General features: G+C 73.9%; 16 protein-coding genes and 1 pseudogene. 15 read left to right on the plus strand and 2 right to left on the minus strand.

The window, feature by feature from the left end:
• Positions 1-206 precede the first annotated feature (206 nt).
• From infC to pheT, 6 genes and pseudogenes are all read left to right on the plus strand, one after another.
• On the plus strand, positions 207-857 hold the full coding sequence (infC, locus tag FJK98_RS11090) for a translation initiation factor IF-3 (protein WP_145918949.1): 651 nt from the start codon (positions 207-209) through the stop codon (positions 855-857).
• An 18-nt stretch (positions 858-875) separates the two neighbouring features.
• Complete coding sequence (gene rpmI, locus FJK98_RS11095) at positions 876-1070, plus strand: 50S ribosomal protein L35 (RefSeq protein WP_026267805.1); 195 nt, start codon at positions 876-878, stop codon at positions 1068-1070.
• A 32-nt stretch (positions 1071-1102) separates the two neighbouring features.
• The gene (rplT, locus tag FJK98_RS11100) at positions 1103-1495 is read left to right on the plus strand and encodes a 50S ribosomal protein L20 (RefSeq protein ID WP_088645192.1); all 393 of its coding nucleotides are present in this window, start codon (positions 1103-1105) and stop codon (positions 1493-1495) included.
• Between the two features lie 31 nt (positions 1496-1526).
• A complete protein-coding gene (locus FJK98_RS11105; protein ID WP_145918950.1) occupies positions 1527-2366 on the plus strand; it encodes an RNA methyltransferase in 840 nt (279 codons plus the stop codon).
• A gap of 210 nt (positions 2367-2576) precedes the next feature.
• Entirely contained in the window at positions 2577-3656 is a 1080-nt protein-coding gene (gene pheS, locus FJK98_RS11110) for a phenylalanine--tRNA ligase subunit alpha (RefSeq protein WP_145918951.1), read from the plus strand.
• 39 nt (positions 3657-3695) lie between these two features.
• Positions 3696-6241: pseudogene (gene pheT / locus FJK98_RS11115) on the plus strand (phenylalanine--tRNA ligase subunit beta).
• 54 nt (positions 6242-6295) lie between these two features.
• Here pheT and FJK98_RS11120 read toward each other — a convergent pair.
• Positions 6296-7174 (minus strand): Crp/Fnr family transcriptional regulator, encoded by an 879-nt coding sequence (locus FJK98_RS11120; protein ID WP_228543636.1) that lies wholly within the window; start codon positions 7172-7174, stop codon positions 6296-6298.
• Between the two features lie 171 nt (positions 7175-7345).
• Here FJK98_RS11120 and FJK98_RS11125 point away from each other — a divergent pair, with 171 nt between their 5' ends.
• From FJK98_RS11125 to FJK98_RS11135, 3 genes are all read left to right on the plus strand, one after another.
• Positions 7346-8161 (plus strand): hypothetical protein, encoded by an 816-nt coding sequence (locus FJK98_RS11125; RefSeq protein WP_145918952.1) that lies wholly within the window; start codon positions 7346-7348, stop codon positions 8159-8161.
• A gap of 176 nt (positions 8162-8337) precedes the next feature.
• Entirely contained in the window at positions 8338-10440 is a 2103-nt protein-coding gene (locus FJK98_RS11130) for a hypothetical protein (protein ID WP_145918953.1), read from the plus strand.
• Entirely contained in the window at positions 10437-11261 is an 825-nt protein-coding gene (locus FJK98_RS11135) for a hypothetical protein (protein ID WP_145918954.1), read from the plus strand. Before FJK98_RS11130 ends, FJK98_RS11135 begins: the two co-directional genes overlap by 4 nt.
• 49 nt (positions 11262-11310) lie before the next feature.
• Here the strand turns inward: FJK98_RS11135 and FJK98_RS11140 are convergent, their stop codons facing one another.
• Entirely contained in the window at positions 11311-13044 is a 1734-nt protein-coding gene (locus FJK98_RS11140; RefSeq protein WP_145918955.1) for a beta-1,3-glucanase family protein, read from the minus strand.
• Between the two features lie 218 nt (positions 13045-13262).
• On the opposite strand from FJK98_RS11140, the gene argC reads away from it, so the two are divergent.
• Genes argC through FJK98_RS11170 form a run of 6 tightly spaced genes read left to right on the plus strand, consistent with a single transcriptional unit; the run spans position 13263 to position 19046 of the window.
• Positions 13263-14264 (plus strand): N-acetyl-gamma-glutamyl-phosphate reductase, encoded by a 1002-nt coding sequence (argC, locus tag FJK98_RS11145; protein ID WP_145918956.1) that lies wholly within the window; start codon positions 13263-13265, stop codon positions 14262-14264.
• Positions 14265-14319: 55 nt separating this feature from the next.
• Positions 14320-15492, plus strand: a complete 1173-nt coding sequence (argJ, locus tag FJK98_RS11150; RefSeq protein ID WP_145918957.1) for a bifunctional glutamate N-acetyltransferase/amino-acid acetyltransferase ArgJ — start codon at positions 14320-14322, stop codon at positions 15490-15492.
• Positions 15489-16415, plus strand: coding sequence for an acetylglutamate kinase (gene argB / locus FJK98_RS11155; protein ID WP_145918958.1), 927 nt, complete (start codon positions 15489-15491; stop codon positions 16413-16415). Before argJ ends, argB begins: the two co-directional genes overlap by 4 nt.
• Positions 16412-17614: an acetylornithine transaminase gene (locus tag FJK98_RS11160; RefSeq protein WP_145918959.1), complete on the plus strand. Its 1203-nt coding sequence runs from the start codon at positions 16412-16414 to the stop codon at positions 17612-17614. The genes argB and FJK98_RS11160 overlap by 4 nt, the downstream gene beginning before the upstream one ends.
• Positions 17611-18540: an ornithine carbamoyltransferase gene (argF, locus tag FJK98_RS11165; RefSeq protein ID WP_145918960.1), complete on the plus strand. Its 930-nt coding sequence runs from the start codon at positions 17611-17613 to the stop codon at positions 18538-18540. The genes FJK98_RS11160 and argF overlap by 4 nt, the downstream gene beginning before the upstream one ends.
• Complete coding sequence (locus FJK98_RS11170; RefSeq protein WP_088645179.1) at positions 18537-19046, plus strand: arginine repressor; 510 nt, start codon at positions 18537-18539, stop codon at positions 19044-19046. Before argF ends, FJK98_RS11170 begins: the two co-directional genes overlap by 4 nt.
• The last annotated feature ends 88 nt before the right edge of the window (positions 19047-19134 follow it).

Below are 19134 nucleotides of genomic sequence, written 5' to 3' on the forward strand. Positions count from 1 at the left end.
CGCCCCCGAGGTGGCCGGGTCCGGTCACCGGTTCCGGGTCCGTCCCGGTGCCGGATGCGCGATCATGTGATCGTGCCGACCGGTCGAGCGGGCCCTGGCATGCGCCGGGGCCTTCTGCTTTCCGGGTCGCCCCCACCCGGGGGCCACGCGGGGTCGGCCACGCAGCAGACTCGACTCGAGGAGGCCCCATCAGCGTCGAACCACGCGTGAACGAGCAGATCCGGGCACGTGAGGTCCGACTGGTCGGCCCTGAGGGTGAGCAGGTGGGCATCGTCCCGCTGGAGCGCGCCCTGCAGCTGGCCGCGGACGTCGACCTGGACCTGGTCGAGGTTGCGCCGATGGCGCGCCCGCCGGTGTGCAAGCTCATGGACTTCGGCAAGTTCAAGTACGAGAGCGCACTCAAGGCGCGCGAAGCGCGGCGTAACCAGCAGCAGACCGTCATCAAGGAGATGAAGCTCCGGCCGAAGATCGACCCGCACGACTACGAGACCAAGAAGGGTCACGTGGTGCGGTTCCTCAAGGCGGGCGACAAGGTCAAGGTGACGATCATGTTCCGCGGTCGCGAGCAGAGCCGCCCGGAGCTGGGTTACCGGCTCCTGCGCCGGCTCGAGTCCGAGATCACGGACCTGGGATACGTCGAGGCCGCTCCGAAGCAGGACGGCCGAAACATGATCATGGTTCTCGCTCCGCACCGGGCCGTCAAGGCCTCCGCGGTCGCCGCCACGGCGTCCCGTGGTGGACCCCGGGACCGGGCCGCGGAGGAGTCGACCGCCCCGGCAGGTGGCGAGACCCCGGCGGCCGGCGAGACCGCAGCAGCCGGCGAGACCGGCCCGACCGCTGACCCCAGCGGCCAGTAACAGGGAGAGACGTTCCACATGCCGAAGATGAAGAGCCACACGGGTATGGGCAAGCGGGTCAAGGTGACCGGCAAGGGCAAGATCGTGGCCCAGCAGGCCGGCCTTCGCCACAACCTGGAGAAGAAGCCCTCCACCCAGACCCGGCGGCTGACCGGCACGGTCGAGCTGGCCAAGGCTGACGTCAAGCGAATCAAGAAGCTGCTCGGCCGCTGACGCGCGCCACCTTTACGTAAGAAGGAGTTGAGATGGCACGCGTCAAGCGGGCTGTGAACGCCCAGAAGAAGCGTCGTACCCTGCTGGAGACCGCGAGCGGTTACCGCGGTCAGCGCTCCCGGCTGTACCGCAAGGCCAAGGAGCAGGTGCTGCACTCGATGCAGTACGCCTACCGGGACCGCCGCGACCGCAAGGGCGACTTCCGGCAGCTCTGGATCCAGCGCATCAACGCTGGCGCCCGGGCCAACGGCATGACCTACAACCGGCTCATCCAGGGCCTGCGCCTGGCCGGCATCGAGGTCGACCGCAAGATCCTGGCCGACCTGGCCGTCCACGACGCCGCGGCGTTCGCCGCGATCGTCGAGCTGGCCCGCGCCGCCGTGGCGGCCGAGGGCACCGGTGGCGCCGCGGCCCAGGCCGCCTGACCCACCCCGGCAGCAGATCGAGGCGTCTCCCATGCACTCACCAGCGCGCGGGAGACGCCTCGACGCCGTCGCCGGCCCGTTCACCCCGCGTACCCCCCGGGTGGTCGCCGCCCGGCGGCTGCACCGTCGGCGGGACCGCGACGCGGCCGGCCGGTTCCTGGCCGAGGGGCCGCAGGCCGTCCGCGAGGCACTCGCCCGCCCCGACACGGTGGTGGAACTCTTCGGCACCCCGGCGGCCCTCGACCGGCACGCCGACCTCGCCGCCCGGGCCGCCCACGCCGACCTGCCGGTGTCCGAGGTCACCGACGAGGCCCTGGCCGCGCTGACCGAGACCGTCGCCCCGCAGGGGGTGGTCGCCGTCTGCCGGCACCTCGACGTGCCACTGGCCGCCGCCCTGGCGCGCGGGCCACGGCTGGTCGCGGTGCTCGCCGGCATCCGCGACCCGGGCAACGCCGGCACCGTGCTGCGTACCGCCGACGCGGCCGGCGCGGGCGCGGTGGTCTTCGCCGGCGACACCGTCGACCCGTACAACGGCAAGTGCGTGCGGGCCTCGGCCGGCAGCCTGTTCCACGTCGACGTGGTCCGCGCCGCCGACCCGCACCGGGCGGTCGACGCGCTCCGGGCCGCCGGGCTGGCGGTCCTCGCCACCACCGGGTACGGCGACAGCGACCTCGACGACCTCGTCGACCACGGACGGCTCGCCGCCCCCACCGCCTGGCTGTTCGGCGCCGAGGCGCACGGCCTGCCCGAGGAGCTGACCGCCGCCGCCGACGCCCGGGTCCGGGTGCCGCTGCACGGGCGGGCCGAGAGCCTGAACCTGGCTGCGGCGGCGGCCGTCTGCCTGTACGCTTCAGCCCGAGCACTGCGCTGACCCGGTCGGCGCACACCCAGCAGGGGAGTAGGTCACGTGCGGAACGCGCCACGGCGTTCGTTTAGCCAGCCCGCCGGTGTCGGCGGGCGGCGGGCCTGACCCTTTCCCGCGCGCAACTCCCACCGGCGGGCTGCGGCACAGCCGCGCGTCCGTAGACTCGCCTAGCCGCCCGGGAGGGCCGGCGCCGCCGTGAGGGAGTGCCCGTACGCCATGAGTTACCGCAACGATCCGTACGACCCGAAGCAGGTCGCCCTGCTCGACCCGGCCGCCCTGGCCGAGGCGGTGGCCGACGCCACGCAGGCGTTCGCCGCCGCCACCGACCCCGACGCGCTGACCGCGCTGCGCCCCGCGCACCTCGGCGACCGGTCCCCGGTGTCGCTGGCCCGCCGGGAGATCGGCGCGCTGCCGCCGGCCGCGAAGTCCGACGCCGGCAAGCGGGTCAACGAGGCCCGCCGGGCGATCGAGTCCGCGTACGCCGCCCGCGCCGAGGTGCTCGACCGGGAGCAGGCGGCCCGGGTGCTGGTCGAGGAGCGGGTCGACGTGACCCTGCCGTACGACCGGCGGCCCCGGGGTGCCCGGCACCCGCTGTCCACCCTCATGGAGCAGATCAGCGACCTGTTCGTCGGGATGGGCTACGAGGTGGCCGAGGGCCCCGAGGTCGAGCTGGAGTGGACCAACTTCGACGCGTTGAACATCCCCGCCGACCACCCGGCGCGCGGGCTGATGGACACCTTCCACATCGCACCGCCGGCCGGCGCGGACTCCTCCGGCCTGGTGCTGCGCACCCACACCTCGCCGGTGCAGGCGCGCACCATGCTCACCCGCAAGCCCCCCATCTACGTGGTGGTGCCCGGCCGGGTCTACCGCACCGACGAGCTGGACGCCACCCACGCGCCGGTCTTCCACCAGGTCGAGGGCCTGGTGGTGGACCGGGGCATCACGATGGCGCACCTGCGCGGCACCCTCGACCATTTCGCCCGCGCCATGTTCGGCGAGGGGGCGAAGACCCGCTGGCGTCCGCACTACTTCCCGTTCACCGAGCCGTCGGGGGAGTTCGACGTCTGGTTCCCCGAGCACCGCGACGGCCCGCGCTGGGTCGAGTGGGGCGGCTGCGGCATGGTCAACCCGAGGGTACTGCGCGCCTGCGGTATCGACCCCGAGGTCTACTCCGGGTTCGCGTTCGGCATGGGCATCGACCGGACGGTGATGTTCCGGCACGGGGTCAGCGACATGCGGGACATGGCCGAGGGCGACGTGCGGTTCACCCGCGCGTTCGGGGCCGGGGCGTAGGCGATGCGGGTACGAGTCACGGAGACGGTGGTCTGAGTCATGCGAGTTTCTGTCAGTTGGCTGCGGGAGTACGTGGACCTCCCCGTCGACCTGCCCACCGAGGACCTGGAACAGGCCCTGGTGGACCTCGGCATCGAGGTCGAGTCCGTGGTGGACCTGCGCCGTACGGTCACCGGTCCGCTGGTCGTCGGTGAGGTCCGCGAGATCGAGGAGCTGACCGGGTTCAAGAAGCCGATCCGGCACTGCCTGGTCGACGTCGGCACCGCCAACGGCACCGGCGAACTCCAGCAGATCGTCTGCGGGGCGCGGAACTTCGCCCCCGGCGACCGGGTCGTGGTGATCCTGCCCGGCGGGGTGCTGCCCGGCGACTTCACCATCGGCGCGCGCAAGACGTACGGCCGGATGTCGGCCGGCATGATCTGCTCGGCGATGGAGCTGGGCCTCGGCGACGACCACTCCGGCATCATCGTGCTGCCGCCGGACACCCCGGCCCGGCCCGGCGACGACGCCCGCCCCGTGGTGGGCCTCGACGACGTCGTGGTCGAGCTGGAGATCACCCCCGACCGGGGGTACGCGCTGAGCGTGCGCGGCATCGCCCGCGAGCTGGCGTACGCCCTCGGGGTGGCCTTCCGCGACCCGGGCCGGGTGCCCGCGCCGGCCGGGACGGCGGAGCCGGCATACCCGGTGCAGGTGCGCGACACCGTCGGCTGCGACCGGTTCACCGCCCGGATGGTCCGGGGGGTCGACCCGACGGCGGCCACCCCCGGCTGGATGCGGCAGCGGCTGACCGTGGCCGGCGTCCGCAGCATCTCGCTGGCGGTCGACGTCACCAACTACGTGATGCTCGAACTGGGCCAGCCGATGCACGCCTTCGACGCCGACCGGCTCGCCGGCCCGCTGGTGGTGCGCCGGGCCGAGGCGGGCGAGAAGGTGACCACCCTGGACGGTGTGGTCCGCTCGCTCACCGCCGAGGACATGGTGATCTGCGACGACACCGGCCCGGTCTCGCTGGCCGCGGTGATGGGCGGCGAGACCAGCGAGGTGGTCGGCGGCACCACGAACGTGCTGCTGGAGGCCGCCCACTGGGACCCGGTGATGGTCGGCCGTACGGCCCGCCGGCACAAGCTGTTCAGCGAGGCGGCCAAGCGGTGGGAGCGGGGCGTCGACCCGGCGCTGCCGCTGGTGGCCCTCCAGCGTGCCGTCGAGCTGCTCACCGCCCACGGCGGGGGCGAGGCCGGCGCGGAGATCCTCGACCTCGATTACGTCCGGCCGATGCGGCAGGTCGTCCTCCCGGTCGACCTGCCGTCGCGTCGGGTGGGGGTGGACTACTCCCCGCAGCGGGTGGTCGACCTGCTGGAGCAGGTGGGTTGCACGGTGATCCGGGGCACCGACCGGTTGGCCGAGGACGCGGGCACGGTCGCGACGACGGCCGGCGGCGGCGACGTGCTCACCGTCACCCCGCCGACCTGGCGGCCCGACCTCACCGACCCGGCCGACCTGGTGGAGGAGGTGGTCCGCCTCGACGGGTACGACCGGGTGCCGTCGGTGCTGCCCACCGCGCCCCCCGGCCGGGGCCTGACCTGGCAGCAGCGTCGCCGTCGGGCGGTGGCCCGCTCGCTCGCCGAGCGCGGCTACGTCGAGGTGCTGGCGCTGCCGTTCGTCGCCCCGGAGCTGGCCGACCAGCTCGGGCTGCCCGCCGACGACCCGCGCCGGCCGGCAGTACGGCTGGCCAACCCGCTGTCCGAGGAGGAGCCGCTGCTGCGCACGACGCTGCTCGGCCCGCTGCTGGGCATCCTCAAGCGCAACCTGGGCCGGGGTCACCGTGACCTGGCGCTCTACGAGATCGGCGCGGTGTTCCACCCGCGTCCCGGGGTCGGCGCGCCGCCGGCCATGGGGGTGGACCGCCGTCCCACCGACGCCGAGTTCGCCGCCGCCGACGCGGTGGTGCCCGCCCAGCCCCGGCACGTCGCGGTGGTGCTCACCGGGGACATCGAGCCGGCCGGCTGGTGGGGTGCCGGCCGCGCCGCCGGCTGGGCCGACGCGGTGGAGGCCGGCCGGGCCGTGCTGGCCGCCGCCGACCTGCCGGCCGAGCGGATCGAGGTGCGGGCCGCCGAGCGGGCACCCTGGCACCCGGGACGCTGCGCCGCGCTGCTGGTCGACGGGAGGTGGTCGGTCACGCCGGTGAGCTGCACCCGGCGGTGCTGGCCGCGTTGGAACTGCCCCGCCGGACCAGCGCCATGGAACTCGACCTGGACGCCCTGCCGGCGGCCCCGGTGGTGTCCGCGCCGACCGTGTCCGGGTTCCCCCCGGCGCTGATCGACGTGGCGCTGGTGCTGGACGACACGGTGCCGGCCGCCGACGTCCGGGCCGCGCTGGTCGAGGGCGCCGGTGAGCTGCTGGAGCACGTCCGGCTCTTCGACGTGTACGCGTCGGAGTCGCTCGGCGCGGGCCGGCGGTCGCTGGCGTACAAGCTCACCTTCCGCGCGCCGGACCGGACGTTGACCGTGGAGGAGGCGGTGGCCGCGCGGGACGCCGCCGTGGCCGTCGCCGCCCAGCGGTTCGGGGCGACCCTGCGCGGCGCCTGAGGTGTGACAGCCGGCGACGGCCCCGATCCGGTCACCGGGTCGGGGCCGTCGCCGTCACGCGTCGTCCTCGATCTTTCCGCAGTCGCGCAGGGCGGCCAGGTCGCGCACCGTGATCCGCCGGTAGTCGGTCTCCACCAGCCCGTCGGCGCGCAGTTCCCGCAGCGCCTTCTGGATGGAGGTCTCGGCCGCGCCGCAGATGGTGGCGAGTTCCGGTTGGGTCAACCGGACGTCGATGACGACCGCGTCGCGGTCCTGCCGGCCGTGCGAGCGGCACAGCTCGGCCACCACCCGGGCCACCCGGATCTTCACCGGGTAGGACGAGAAGTCGATCCGGCGACGGTTGGACCAGCGCAGCCGGTCGGAGACCATGGCGGCCAGTTCGAGGGCGGCGTCCGGATGGTCGCGCAGGAAGGTCTTGAACTGCTCGGGCTGGATGACGCTGTACCGGGTGGGGCCGCAGGTGGTCACCGTCGCCGACCGGGGACGGTCGTTGAGCGCCGACATCTCACCCACCAGGTCACCGCCGACCCGCAACGCCAGCAGGGCGGTCCGCCCGTCGGGCAGGGACGCGGTGACCTTCGTCAGGCCGTCCTCCAGCAGCACCAGGTGCGCCTCGTGGTGGCCCTCGTGGATGAGGATCTGCCCGGCGGGCACCTGCCGGCGGACGCCGGTGGCCAGCAACGCGTCCCGTACCGGGCGGTCGAGCCGTTGCAGGAAGGTCCCGTACGGCCAGTCGCCGTCGGTGGGGACGTGGGGTTGCCGCATCAGCACCGGCATCCTCCTCAGCAGACGAGAGGTGCCGAAGCGTATCCGGGTCGACACGGCTCGCACCGCCCCGCTGCGGGCCGCGAGGGTCTCGACGACCACCAGGGCCAGGATCACGGGCGGGGAGAGCCCGAGCGCCAGGAGCAGTTCGGTCAGGTTCGTCCACATGCTTCCAGCAGAACCGACCCGGCTTAGCACGACATCTGTCCACGATGGGATGACCGGATGCCGACAGTCCCGGCGATGCCGTACTTCTAGGGGGTCTGCGCCCGGCGGGGCGGTTTCCATGGGCACGGTGGTGCCCGCTCGCCGAGCGGGCTGACGACGAAGGGTGTACCGATGCGACATCCCGAACGGCGTCTGCTGATCTCTGTGGACATGGAACGGTACAGCCGGCGCAGCAATCTTCAGCAGTACGAGGCACAGCAGAACTTCCACACGCTCCTGCACGCGGCGGCGACCGAGGTGGGTCTGGACCGGGTCACCTGGACCACCCAGCAGGCCGGCGACGGCGAGCTGGCGATCCTGCCCCGCGACGTGCCGGAGTCCCGGGTCGTCGGCCGGTTCGTGCCGGAGCTGAACCGGCGGCTGCGGGCGTTCAACAGCAGCCGGACCGCGCCCGCGCAGATCCGGCTGCGGGTGGCCGTACACCAGGGCCTGGTGCACCTGGACGGCGCGAACGGCTTCCCCGGCCACGCCGTCGTGCACGTCTGCCGGCTCTGCGACGCCAAGCCGGTGCGCCAGGCGCTGGCCGCGTTCCCCGACGCGGGCGTCGCGCTGGTGGTCTCGACGGAGATGTACCGCGACGTGGTCTGCGAGTACCCGGAGGAGATGCGGCCGGAACGGTTCCGCCGGATCGAGGTCGAGCACCCGGAGAAGGAGTTCCGCGAGCCGGCCTGGCTCTACGTGGTCGACGAGGACATGTCGTCGTGGCCGTCGCCGCAGGAGCCGCCGTCGCCCCCCGGGGGACCGCCGGCCGGACCGGGCACCGGGGCGGGCGCGGCCCGGCCGGACACCGGAGCCGGCACGGCCGGCCCCGGCATCCGCACCGGCGACATCCGGGTACGCGGGCAGAACGCGATCGGCCCCAACGCCACGGCCATCGGGTCGGTCGGACGCGACGTCGTGTTCGGCGGCGAGGGCGGCGGCCGGTGACCGGGGCGTCGGATTCGTGGGAACCGCCGGACCCGGACAGCGTGGGACAGCCACGTCCGGTCGACACCGCGTCGGGCCTTCCCCGCGACGAGGAACGGTGGTCTGACGAGAACGCGGCCGAGTGGTCCGCAGCGGCGGACGCGTCCCCGGCGGGGCCTCACCCCGAGGACGAGCCGGTGGACGAGCCGGAGGAGGCACCGGACCCGGCGGCCGTCCTGGCCCGCCTCACCGCGTTGCTCGGGGTCCCGTCGAGCATCGGGGTCGGAGACGTACGGGTCCGGGGCCAGAACGCGACCGGCCCGGGGGCCACGGCGATCGGCACCGTGAACATCACCACGGCGACCGTGGGCACGGGCGGCCGGACCTGGTCCGAGACGCTCAGCGGCAGCTGGGTACGGCAACTGGCCGACGGCTACGCTCCCGCACCGAGCGACCAGCGGCTCGACCGGCAGCTCAAGCTGCGGCACCTGGTCTGCCTCAGCGGTGCCGACGGCACGGGCCGACACACCGCCGCCTGCCTGGCCTCGGCCCGCCGGTACGGCTACGACCGGGTCGGGGTGCTCGACGCGGAGCACCTGTCGGACCTGTTGGGTGCCGACGCGCCGGTACGGCCCGGCCACGGCTACACGCTGGCACTCGGCGACGAGGCGGTCCGGGAACTGGACGGCATGACCCTGGTGGGCCTGGCGGCCAGGCTGGAGACCACCGGGAGCAGCCTGGTGCTGGTCGGTGACTTCGAGCGCCGGGAACAGGAGTTCGCCGGGCATCTGGTGCCCCACCGCCCGGCGGCCCCGGTGGACGTGTTCCGGGCCCAACTCCGCCGGCTGTTGCGCGGGCAGTGCGTCGGCTGGTGCGTCGACGGCTGCACCGGCGACTGCGTCGACGTGTACGTCGAGGAGGAGTGCGTCCCGCATCCGCTGCTCGCGGCCCACCTGGCCGGTGGTCCGCGCGCCGGTGAGGTCGTCCGGCTGGCGGAACTGATCGCCCAGGCGCCGCCGCGCGGCGGCGACCTGACCGAGCGGCTGGAACGGCTGCTTCCCCGGCAGTTGCGGGAACGCGCCACGCGGGTGCTCGCCGTCGAGGGCGACGGCGTCGAGGGGGCGTCCCGGTGGGACGTCGACCAGCGGCGGGCGTTCCGGTTGTCGTGCGCGGTGCTGGCCGGGCAGTCCGTGGTCGAGGTCCAGGCGGCGGCCGGACGGCTGCTCGTCGGACCGGTGCCGGGCGACGACGGTGCGGCGGCCCCGGCACCCGTGGGGTTCCTGGGCGGGGTGGTGGACCTGCTGCTGGGCCCGGTGCTGCGGCAGGCCGTCGTCCTGGTCGACGACGACCGGCTCCACGGCGGGCGGCGGATCGAGTTCTCGCCCGGCAACGACCAGCTGCGGACCAGCCTGCTGGAGGTCGCATGGTCGGACTGGTGGCTGCCGGAGCATCTGCTCGGGTGGCTCGCCACCCTGGTACGGACGGGCAATCCGGGTGTCCGGGAGGCTGCCGCCGGAGCGGTCGGCTGGTCGGCCCGGCACGGGGTGCGGGTCGCGCTGGAGACGGTCGACCAGCTGGCCCGGGAGCGCCGGGCCGGCGTCCGGCAGGCCGCCGCCATCGCGTTGGTCGCCATGGCGATGCAACCGGAGCTGCGGCAACGCGTACGCACGGAGCTGGACCGGTGGGCGTCGAGCGGACCGGCCCACCTGCGGGACACGGTGGCCCGTGCCTACGCGTTGGGGCTCGCCCGGCTCTGGCCGGACACCGCCCTGCTGCATCTGCGTCAGATCGCCCAGGCGCGGATGCAGCGGTGGCACCACTCGGTGGTGCGGGGCCTGATCGAGGTGCACACCGCAGGTCACCAGGCGACCGTGCTGCCGGCCCTCGCGGAGTGGACCCGGGCGGAGGACCCGGAGGTGTGGCTGCACGCCGGGCGGGCGTTGCGCCAGCTCGCCGACCGGTGGGCACCCGCACCCCGGGAGCACTGGCCGGAACTGCTGGATCTGGCCCGGGTCGGGACCGTGTCGATGACCGATCTGGCGGACTGCTGGGCCAACGCGCTCAGCCTGCCCGCGACCGCCTACCGCTCGTGGCGCACGCTCGGGTTCTGGCTGAACCGGGCCGACGGTCACCCCGAGGTCGCCGCCCACTGCCTGGAGTTGCTCGCTCTGGTGGTGGCGGGCCGGGCACCCCTGCGGCACCGACTGGACCATCAGCTGCGCCACGTCTGGAGACCCCTGATGCCCCGCAACTCCCTGCTCGACGGCGTACGCCGACTCACCGACGAGGACCACGGATGAACGTGTACTCCAGCACCACCGCCGGCACCCAGGTGCCGGTGCCGCAGCGACGCCACTGGTGGCAGAGTCTGTTCGGCACGCCGGCGCCTCCCGTGCCGACGCCGCCGCCACTGCCGGCGCCGGCACCGGTCACGGTGTCGTTCCGGCAGGACGTCCCGCACCCGTTGCTGGTGCCGGCGAAGGGGGACGCCTTCGACTTCCGGATACACCCCGTCTATATCTGGACCGGCCGGCGGATGACGTTCGAGGAGCTGAAGTACCGCGCCGAGCGGTACCTCGACTGGGCCGGTGGGATCGTCCGGGAGCGGATCGTCGACGTGTCACGGGAGTTCGAGCCGCATCGCTCGCACGAACTGGAGCGGGTGCTCAACGACCGGCTCGCCGGGCAGCGGTGGCCGGCGAACGAGTCGTTGCCGCAGTTCACCGCCCACGTCCGGGTCAGCCCCGACGAGCGGGTACGCGACCGGCTGCGGCCGTACTGGGAGGAACGGATCAGGCTGGAGTGCGAGCACGAGTTGCAGAAGATCCGGGCCCGGCACGTCGATGATCTGACCCGCCGGTGGTGCGCGGTGCTCCAGGCGTTGGAGGCCGATCCGGTGACGATGCACGCGGCCCGGCTGACCGGGGAGCAGTTCGCCGAGGTGTTCCGCCGTTACGTCGACGAGCGCCGGGCGACGGTGCCGGAACTGGTGACCCTGCTCCGGGAGGCGGTCCGGGGCCACCACGACCTCAACCTGGGCCCGTCGGAGTACACCGAGGCATGGGACGTCGCGTTGCGGACGTACGAGCGCGAACACGGGCTCGTTCAGCGGACCGGCTGAGCGGGGGCGTCTTCCGGAGGCGGCCCGGCCTCCGGAAGACGCCGCACGGTCAGCCGGTGAAGGGCAGTACGACGCGGGAGGCGTCGCCGACGCCGAGGGTGGTCGGGGTGCCGCCGATGGCGTTCCAGACCTGCACGGTCACCGTCCCGCCGCGCAGGTTGCCGAGGGTGCCGGTGGCCGAGCGCAGCCCCTGGGTCTGCCGGTAGCGCTCGACGCCGGGCACCGGGTCGGTGGCGAAGTAGGCGTACGTCTCGACCCGGTCGGCGGTGCCGTCGCCGGTGAGGTCGTACGACACCCGGGCCTGGACGCCGTCGCCGACGGCGGTGCCGGCGTCGACGGCCAGGTCGAAGGTGGTGGCTGCGCCGGTCCAGGTGCCGGTGAGCCCACGGGCGGTGAAGACCCGGGCGTTGGTGGGGGTGCCGTCGTGGTTGCCGTTCGCCGCCGCCAGGGTGACCGTGCCGGTGGGTCCGGTGGTGCCGGCCAGGGTGCCGTCGGCCTGGAGGTGGCGGGTCGCGTTCCACGGCTGGCCGGGGGGTGGGGTCGGGCTGGCGGTGGGCGTCGGGGTGGCCGTGGGCGTCGGGGTGGTGCTACCGGTGAACGGGGTGAGGGTGAGGCCGGCGGCGCGCGGGTCGCCGTCGTGCACCAGGGACTCCTGGGCGAGCACGTCGTCGAAGGCGAAGCCGTACGCCCGGCCGTCGACCATGTGCTGGTGGATGATCCGCGAGTAGTGGTTGGTCAGCGTGCCCCGGTAGAAGTCGGCCGGGCCGCCGCCGGGCTGCGTGGTGATGGTGTCGAGGGTGGTGCGGTGCAGGGCGGCGCAGAGCGTCCGGGCGATCGGCCCGACCACCTGGTCGTTGGGGGCGGCGAGGGTCCCGTCGCAGTCCCACACGTCGGAGCTGGTGGGCCTGGTGAAGGTGGCGACCTGCCGGCCGGACGGGTCGGTGAACGTCATCGTGGTGCCGGCGGTACGCCCGAGGTAGCGCATGTCGGGCCGGTCGGTGAACGGGGTCACGGTCAGCGTCCGGGTGGCGTAGGAGCGCCAGGCCGCGTCGATGTACGGGTCGAGGTAGCCGGAGGCGAACCGGCCGGCGTCGACGGCCTTGCCGGGGGAGAGCACCCGCAGCACCGTGCCGTCGGACCGGGTCTGCACGGTGTCCGCCCAGCCGGGCTGGGCGCGGACGGCGTCGATGACGGCCTGCCGGCCGCCGCTGACGAGCTGGCCGGCCCGCCGGGTGGTGCCGCTCGCGCCGGTGACGCTGACCGCGTGCGGGACGGCGAACATGTCGACCTGGGTGCTGTTGAGCCAGAGCCCGGCGTCGTTGTAGGTGAACTCGGACCAGTCGAACAGGATGTCGCGGTTGGGGTCGCCGGCCGCCCAGGGGGCCGGCTGGACCAGGCCGTCCGGGGTCAGTGAGAAGCGCAGCTTCTGGCCGAAGGAGAAGTAGACCCGCCCGGAGAGGCCACGGGGGACCCGCAGGGTGACGGAGCCGCCGTTGGCGGGCCCGGCGATCGAGACGTCGGGGGCGGGGGTGGGCGGCTGACCGCCGGCCGGCCAGGGGGTGAAGACGCCCCCGGCGGTCACGTAGCCGAGCCGGCCGGAGGCGAGGTCGACGCCGAGGAGGTAGAGGTGGACGGCCTCCGCCCGGCCGGTGCTGTTGGTGACCGTCAGCGGGAGGGGGGACGGTCCGACGGCGCGGGTGGGCGCGGTGGTGAGGCCGAGGGTGGTGGCGCCGGCGATCGCGATCGCGGCGAGGGCGGTGGCCCAGCTTCTCGGGGTACGCAAGGACGGCTCCTTCGGCCGGGGCCGCAAGCGGCAGGCGGGTGGTATGTGGCTGATGGGCGGCTAGAGAGCGCTCTCTCAGCATGGCCAATGTCCTCATGGCTGTCAATGTGTGTGAGTGGTCCAGGTCACTTCTTCATGTCCATGCAGTAGGCTGTATTAACTTGCACAGAAGGTCGGTGGGTCGCTAGCCTTCTCTGCATAGTCATGCGGAGGTTGGAATGGGTATCCGAGTTGCGGTCGCCGGAGCGAGCGGCTACGCCGGGGGCGAGCTGCTGCGCCTGATCGCCGGTCACCCCGAGTTCGACCTGGTCGCCGCCACCGCGCACCGCCAGGCCGGTGCGCCGGTCACCGCCGTACACCCGCAGCTCGTGGGGTTGGACCTGACGTTCGCGGCGACCGACCCGACGACGCTCGCCGACGCGGACCTGGTCTTCCTGGCGCTGCCGCACGGCGAGTCGGCGGCGCTCGCCGCCGAGCTGCCGGAGTCGGTGCGGGTGGTCGACCTCGGTGCCGACCACCGGCTGCGCGACGCCCACGCCTGGTCCCGCTACTACGGCGGCCCGCACGCCGGGGCCTGGACGTACGGCCTGCCGGAGCTGCCCGGCCAGCGGGCGGCTATCGCCGGGGCGACCCGGGTCGCCAACACCGGCTGTTACGCCGTCGCCATCACCCTGGCCCTCGCGCCGCTGATCGCCGCCGGCGCGGTCTCACCGGCGGACGTGGTCGTGGTGGCCGCCTCCGGCACCTCCGGGGCCGGCCGGGCCGCCAAGGCGCACCTGCTCGGCAGTGAGGTGATGGGGGACCTGTCGCCCTACAAGGTCGGTGCCCACCAGCACGTTCCGGAGATCAAGCAGGCGACCGGCGCGACCGGGCTGTCGCTGACCCCGGTGCTGGCCCCGATGCCGCGCGGCATCCTCGCCACCGTCACCGCCGTGCCCACCGGCGACGTCGACCCGCGGGCGGTGCTGGCCGACGCGTACGCCGACGCGCCGTTCGTGCACCTGCTGCCCGAGGGGGCGTGGCCGCACACCGCCGCGACCGCCGGGGCGAACTCGTGCCACCTCCAGGCCACCGTCGACGTCGACTCCGGTCGGGTGATCGTGGTCAGCGCCATCGACAACCTCGGCAAGGGTGCCGCCGGCCAGGCGGTGCAGAACGCCAACCTGATGCTCGGCCTGCCCGAGACCACCGGCCTGCCCCTCTTTGGAGTTGCCCCGTGAGCGCGAGGAACGCAGCGCAGCGGAGCCCCGCAGTCGTGAACGAAAGGCTTGCCCCATGAGTGTCACCGCCCCTCGGGGCTTCCGTGCGGCCGGTGTCGCGGCCGGGTTGAAGAGCGGCGGGGCCACCGACGTCGCCCTGGTCGTCAACGACGGTCCGGACGCCGGGGTGGCCGGCGTCTTCACCACCAACCGGGTCAAGGCCGCGCCGGTGCGCTGGACGCAGCAGGTCGTCCGGGGCGGCGTGGTCCGCGCGGTGGTGCTGAACTCCGGTGGCGCGAACGCCTGCACCGGCCCGGCCGGTTTCCAGGACACCCACGCCACCGCCGAGCACACCGCCGCCGCGCTCACCGCGTCCAGCCCCCGGCTGCGGCTGGGTGCCGGTGACGTGGCGGTCTGCTCGACCGGGCTGATCGGTGAGCGGCTGCCGATGGACCGGCTGCTGCCCGGGGTGCGTACCGCGATCCGGGCGTTGGCCCGCGACGGCGGTCCGGCCGCCGCCGAGGCGATCATGACCACGGACACCCGGCCGAAGACCACCGTCGCTCCGGGCGCCGGGTGGAGCGTGGGCGGGATGGCCAAGGGGGCCGGCATGCTCGCCCCCGGCATGGCCACCATGCTGTGCGTGTTGACCACCGACGCGGTGGCCGGGCCGGAGCTGCTGGACGTGGCGTTGCGGGCCGCCACCCGGGTCACCTTCGACCGGGTCGACTCCGACGGCTGCATGTCCACCAACGACACGGTGCTGCTGCTGTCCAGCGGGGCGTCCGGGGTGGAACCCGACGAGGCGGAGTTGACCGCCGCCGTCACCGCGGCCTGTCACGACCTGGCCCAGCAGTTGGTGGCCGACGCCGAGGGGGCGACCAAGCAGGTCGCCATCGAGGTGGTCGGCGCCGCCGACGAGGACGACGCGGTCGAGGTGGGCCGTTCGGTGGCCCGGAACAACCTGGTCAAGACGGCGTTGTTCGGCAACGACCCGAACTGGGGGCGCATCCTGGCGGCGGTCGGCACCACGGCCGCCGCGTTCGACCCGGACGCGGTGGACGTGGCGGTCAACGGGATCTGGGTGTGCCGTGGCGGTGCCGCCGCCGAGGACCGGGCCAAGGTCGACCTGACCGGGCGGGACGTCACCATCCGCATCGACCTGCACGCCGGCGCGGCGGCGGCCACGATCTGGACCAACGACCTGTCGCACGCGTACGTGCACGAGAACTCGGCGTACTCGACATGAGCCTGTCCGCGGATCTCACCCGGGCCCAGGCGAAGGCCGAGACGCTGATCGAGGCGCTGCCCTGGCTGGCCCGGTTCTCCGGGGCCACCGTGGTGGTCAAGTACGGCGGCAACGCGATGGTCGACCCGGCCCTGCAACGGGCCTTCGCCGCCGACATGGTCTTCCTGCGCTACGCCGGCCTCAAGCCGGTCGTGGTGCACGGCGGCGGCCCGCAGATCTCGGCGATGCTGGGTCGGCTCGGCATCGCCAGCGAGTTCAAGGGTGGCCTGCGGGTCACCACGCCGGAGGCGATGGACGTCGTCCGGATGGTGCTGGTGGGTCAGGTCGGCCGGGAACTGGTCGGGTTGATCAACGCGCACGGTCCGTTCGCCGTGGGCCTGTCCGGCGAGGACGCCGGCCTGTTCACCGCCGTGCGGCGGCCCGCCTGGGTCGACGGCGAGGCGGTCGACGTGGGTCAGGTGGGCGACGTGGAGTCGGTGGACGTCTCGGCGGTGACCGACCTGATCGCGGCCGGCCGGATTCCGGTCATCTCCACGGTCGCGCCGGACGCCGACGGGGTGCTGCACAACCTCAACGCCGACACCGCCGCCGCCGCGCTGGCGATCGCCCTGGAAGCCCGCAAGCTGGTCGTCCTCACCGACGTCGCGGGCCTGTACGCCGACTGGCCGGACACCGCCAGCCTGGTCAGCGAGATCGGCACCGAGGCGTTGGCGAAGCTGTTGCCGTCCCTGGAGGCGGGGATGGTGCCCAAGATGGAGGCCTGCCTGCGGGCGGTGCGCGGGGGAGTGCCCGCCGCGCACGTCGTCGACGGCCGGGTCGCCCACTCCACGCTGCTGGAGGTCTTCACCTCGGAGGGGTTCGGCACGATGGTCGTCGACACCCCGACCGGGTCCACCAACCAGGAAGGCACGGTCGGTTCATGAGCACGCTGGTGGAACGCTGGCGGCAGTCCATGATGGACAACTACGGCACCCCGCCGCTGGCCTTGGCCTCCGGTTCGGGCGCGGTCGTCGTCGACGAGGCCGGCCGGGAGTACGTCGACCTGCTCGGCGGCATCGCGGTCAACTCCCTCGGGCACGCCCACCCCGCCGTGGTGGCCGCCGTCTCCAAGCAGGTCGCCACCCTCGGCCACGTCTCCAACCTGTTCGTCGCCGAACCTCCGGTGGCGTTGGCGGAGCTGCTGCTGGCGCTGGCCGGCCGGCCGGGCCGGGTGTTCTTCGCGAACTCCGGCGCGGAGGTCAACGAGGCCGCGTTCAAGCTGTCCCGGCTCACCGGCCGGTCGCACGTCGTCGCCACCGTCGGCGGTTTCCACGGCCGCACCATGGGTGCGCTCGCGTTGACCGGCCAGCCGGCGAAGGCCGACCCGTTCCGCCCGCTGCCCGGCGACGTCGACCACGTCCCGTACGGCGACGTGGCGGCGCTGGCGGCGGCCGTCACCGACGCGACGGCGATGGTGATCCTGGAGCCGGTGCAGGGCGAGAACGGGGTGGTCGTCCCGCCGCCCGGGTACCTGGCCGAGGCGCGGCGGATCACCGCCCGGCACGGGGCCCTGCTGGTGCTCGACGAGGTGCAGACCGGGATCGGGCGCACCGGGTACTGGTTCGCCCACCAGGCCGAGGGGGTCGAGCCGGACGTCGTCACCCTGGCCAAGGGTCTCGGCGGCGGGTTGCCGATCGGCGCCTGCCTGGCCTTCGGCCGGGCCGCCGAGCTGCTGCGCGCCGGTTCGCACGGCACCACCTTCGGCGGCAACCCGGTGAGCTGCGCCGCCGCCCTCGCGGTGGTCTCCACGATCGCCAGCGAGGGGCTGCTCGACCACGTCAAGCGCACCGGTGAACGGCTGCGCCGGGGCGTCGAGGCGCTGGGCCACCCGCTCGTCACCGAGGTACGCGGGGCCGGGCTGCTGCTCGGCGTCGTCCTCGCCGCGCCGGTCGCCGGCCCGGTGGCCGACGCGCTGCGGTCGGCGGGGTTCCTGGTCAACCCGGTCCAGCCGGGGGTGATCCGGCTCGCCCCGCCGCTGGTCCTCACCGCCGAGCAGGTCGACGCGTTCCTGGCCGCCCTCCCCGCCGCCCTCGACGCCGCCGCCCCCAACTCCACCCCGACCCCGACGGAGACCCGCACATGATCCGGCACCTGCTGGCCGACGACGATCTCACCCCGGCCGAACAGTCGGCCGTGCTCGACCTGGCCGCCCGGATGAAGGCCGACCGGTTCGGGTTCACCCCGCTGGCCGGGCCGCGTTCGGTGGCGGTGCTGTTCGACAAGCAGAGCCTGCGGACCCGGATCTCCTTCGACGCCGGCATCGCCGAACTCGGTGGTCATCCGCTCGTGGTGGACACCCAGGTCACCCACTTCGGGCGGGGCGAGACGCTGGCCGACGCCGGCCGGGTGCTGTCCCGCTACGTCGCCGCCATCGTGCTGCGTACCCACGGCGACGACCGGATCGCCGAGGTGGCGGCGCACGCCACCGTCCCGGTGATCAACGCGCTGACCGACGGCTACCACCCGTGCCAGCTCCTGGCCGACCTGCTCACCGTCCGCGAGCACTGCGGCGGCACCGCCGGGCGGACCCTGGCGTACGTGGGGGACGCGGCGAACAACCTGGCCCACTCGTACCTGCTGGCCGGGGCGACCGCCGGGATGCACGTGCGGGTCGCCGGGCCGGCCGGGTTCCAGCCCGATCCGGGGGTGCTGGACCGGGCCGGGAAGATCGCCGCCGGCACCGGCGGGTCGGTGCGGGCGCTGGTCGACCCGGTGGAGGCGGTCCGGGATGCCGACGTGGTCGCCACCGACACCTGGACCTCGATGGGGCAGGAGGACGACGGGCTGGACCGGATCACCCCGTTCCTGCCGTACCAGGTGAACACCGCGCTGCTCGGGCACGCCCGGCCGGACGTGAAGGTGCTGCACTGCCTGCCCGCGCACCGGGACGAGGAGATCACCAGCGAGGTGCTCGACGGCCCGCACAGCGTGGTCTTCGACCAGGCGGAGAATCGGCTGCACGCCCAGAAGGCGCTGCTGACCTTTCTCCTGGAGGCATCCTCATCATGACCGCCCCGACCCGCGCCGCCCGGCACGCCCGCATCGTCGAGTTGATCCGGGCCAGGGCGATCCGTTCCCAGACCGAGCTGGCCGACCTGCTGGCCGCCGACGGGGTGCAGGTCACCCAGGCCACCCTCTCCCGGGACCTGGAGGAGTTGGGTGCGGTGAAGGCCCGGGGCGGCGACGGGCGGGCCGGTTACCTGATCCCCGAGGACGGCCACCGGCCGCTGCGCGACGCCGAGGCGGCCCCCGCCCGGCTGATCCGGCTGCTGCGGGAACTGCTCAACGGGGTCGACTCCAGCGGCAACATCGCGGTGCTGCGTACCCCGCCGGGCGCGGCCCACTACCTGGCCAGCGCGGTGGACCGGGCGGGCCTGACCGAGGTGGTCGGCACCATCGCCGGTGACGACACCATCCTGGTGGTGGCCCGCGAGGCGGACGGCGGGGCCGCGCTGGGCGAGAAGCTCGCCGGGTGGGCCCGCCGCGACGACGGCGGCGAGACGAACACCCCGTGACCGACCGGGTCGCGGGTTCACGGACGACGGACGGACCGGCGTCGGGGGCGTACCCCACCGTCGGGGAGCGAAAGGTGAGCACTGCCAG

The organism is Micromonospora sp. HM134, assembly GCF_007833915.1.
GTDB lineage: Bacteria > Actinomycetota > Actinomycetes > Mycobacteriales > Micromonosporaceae > Micromonospora > Micromonospora wenchangensis.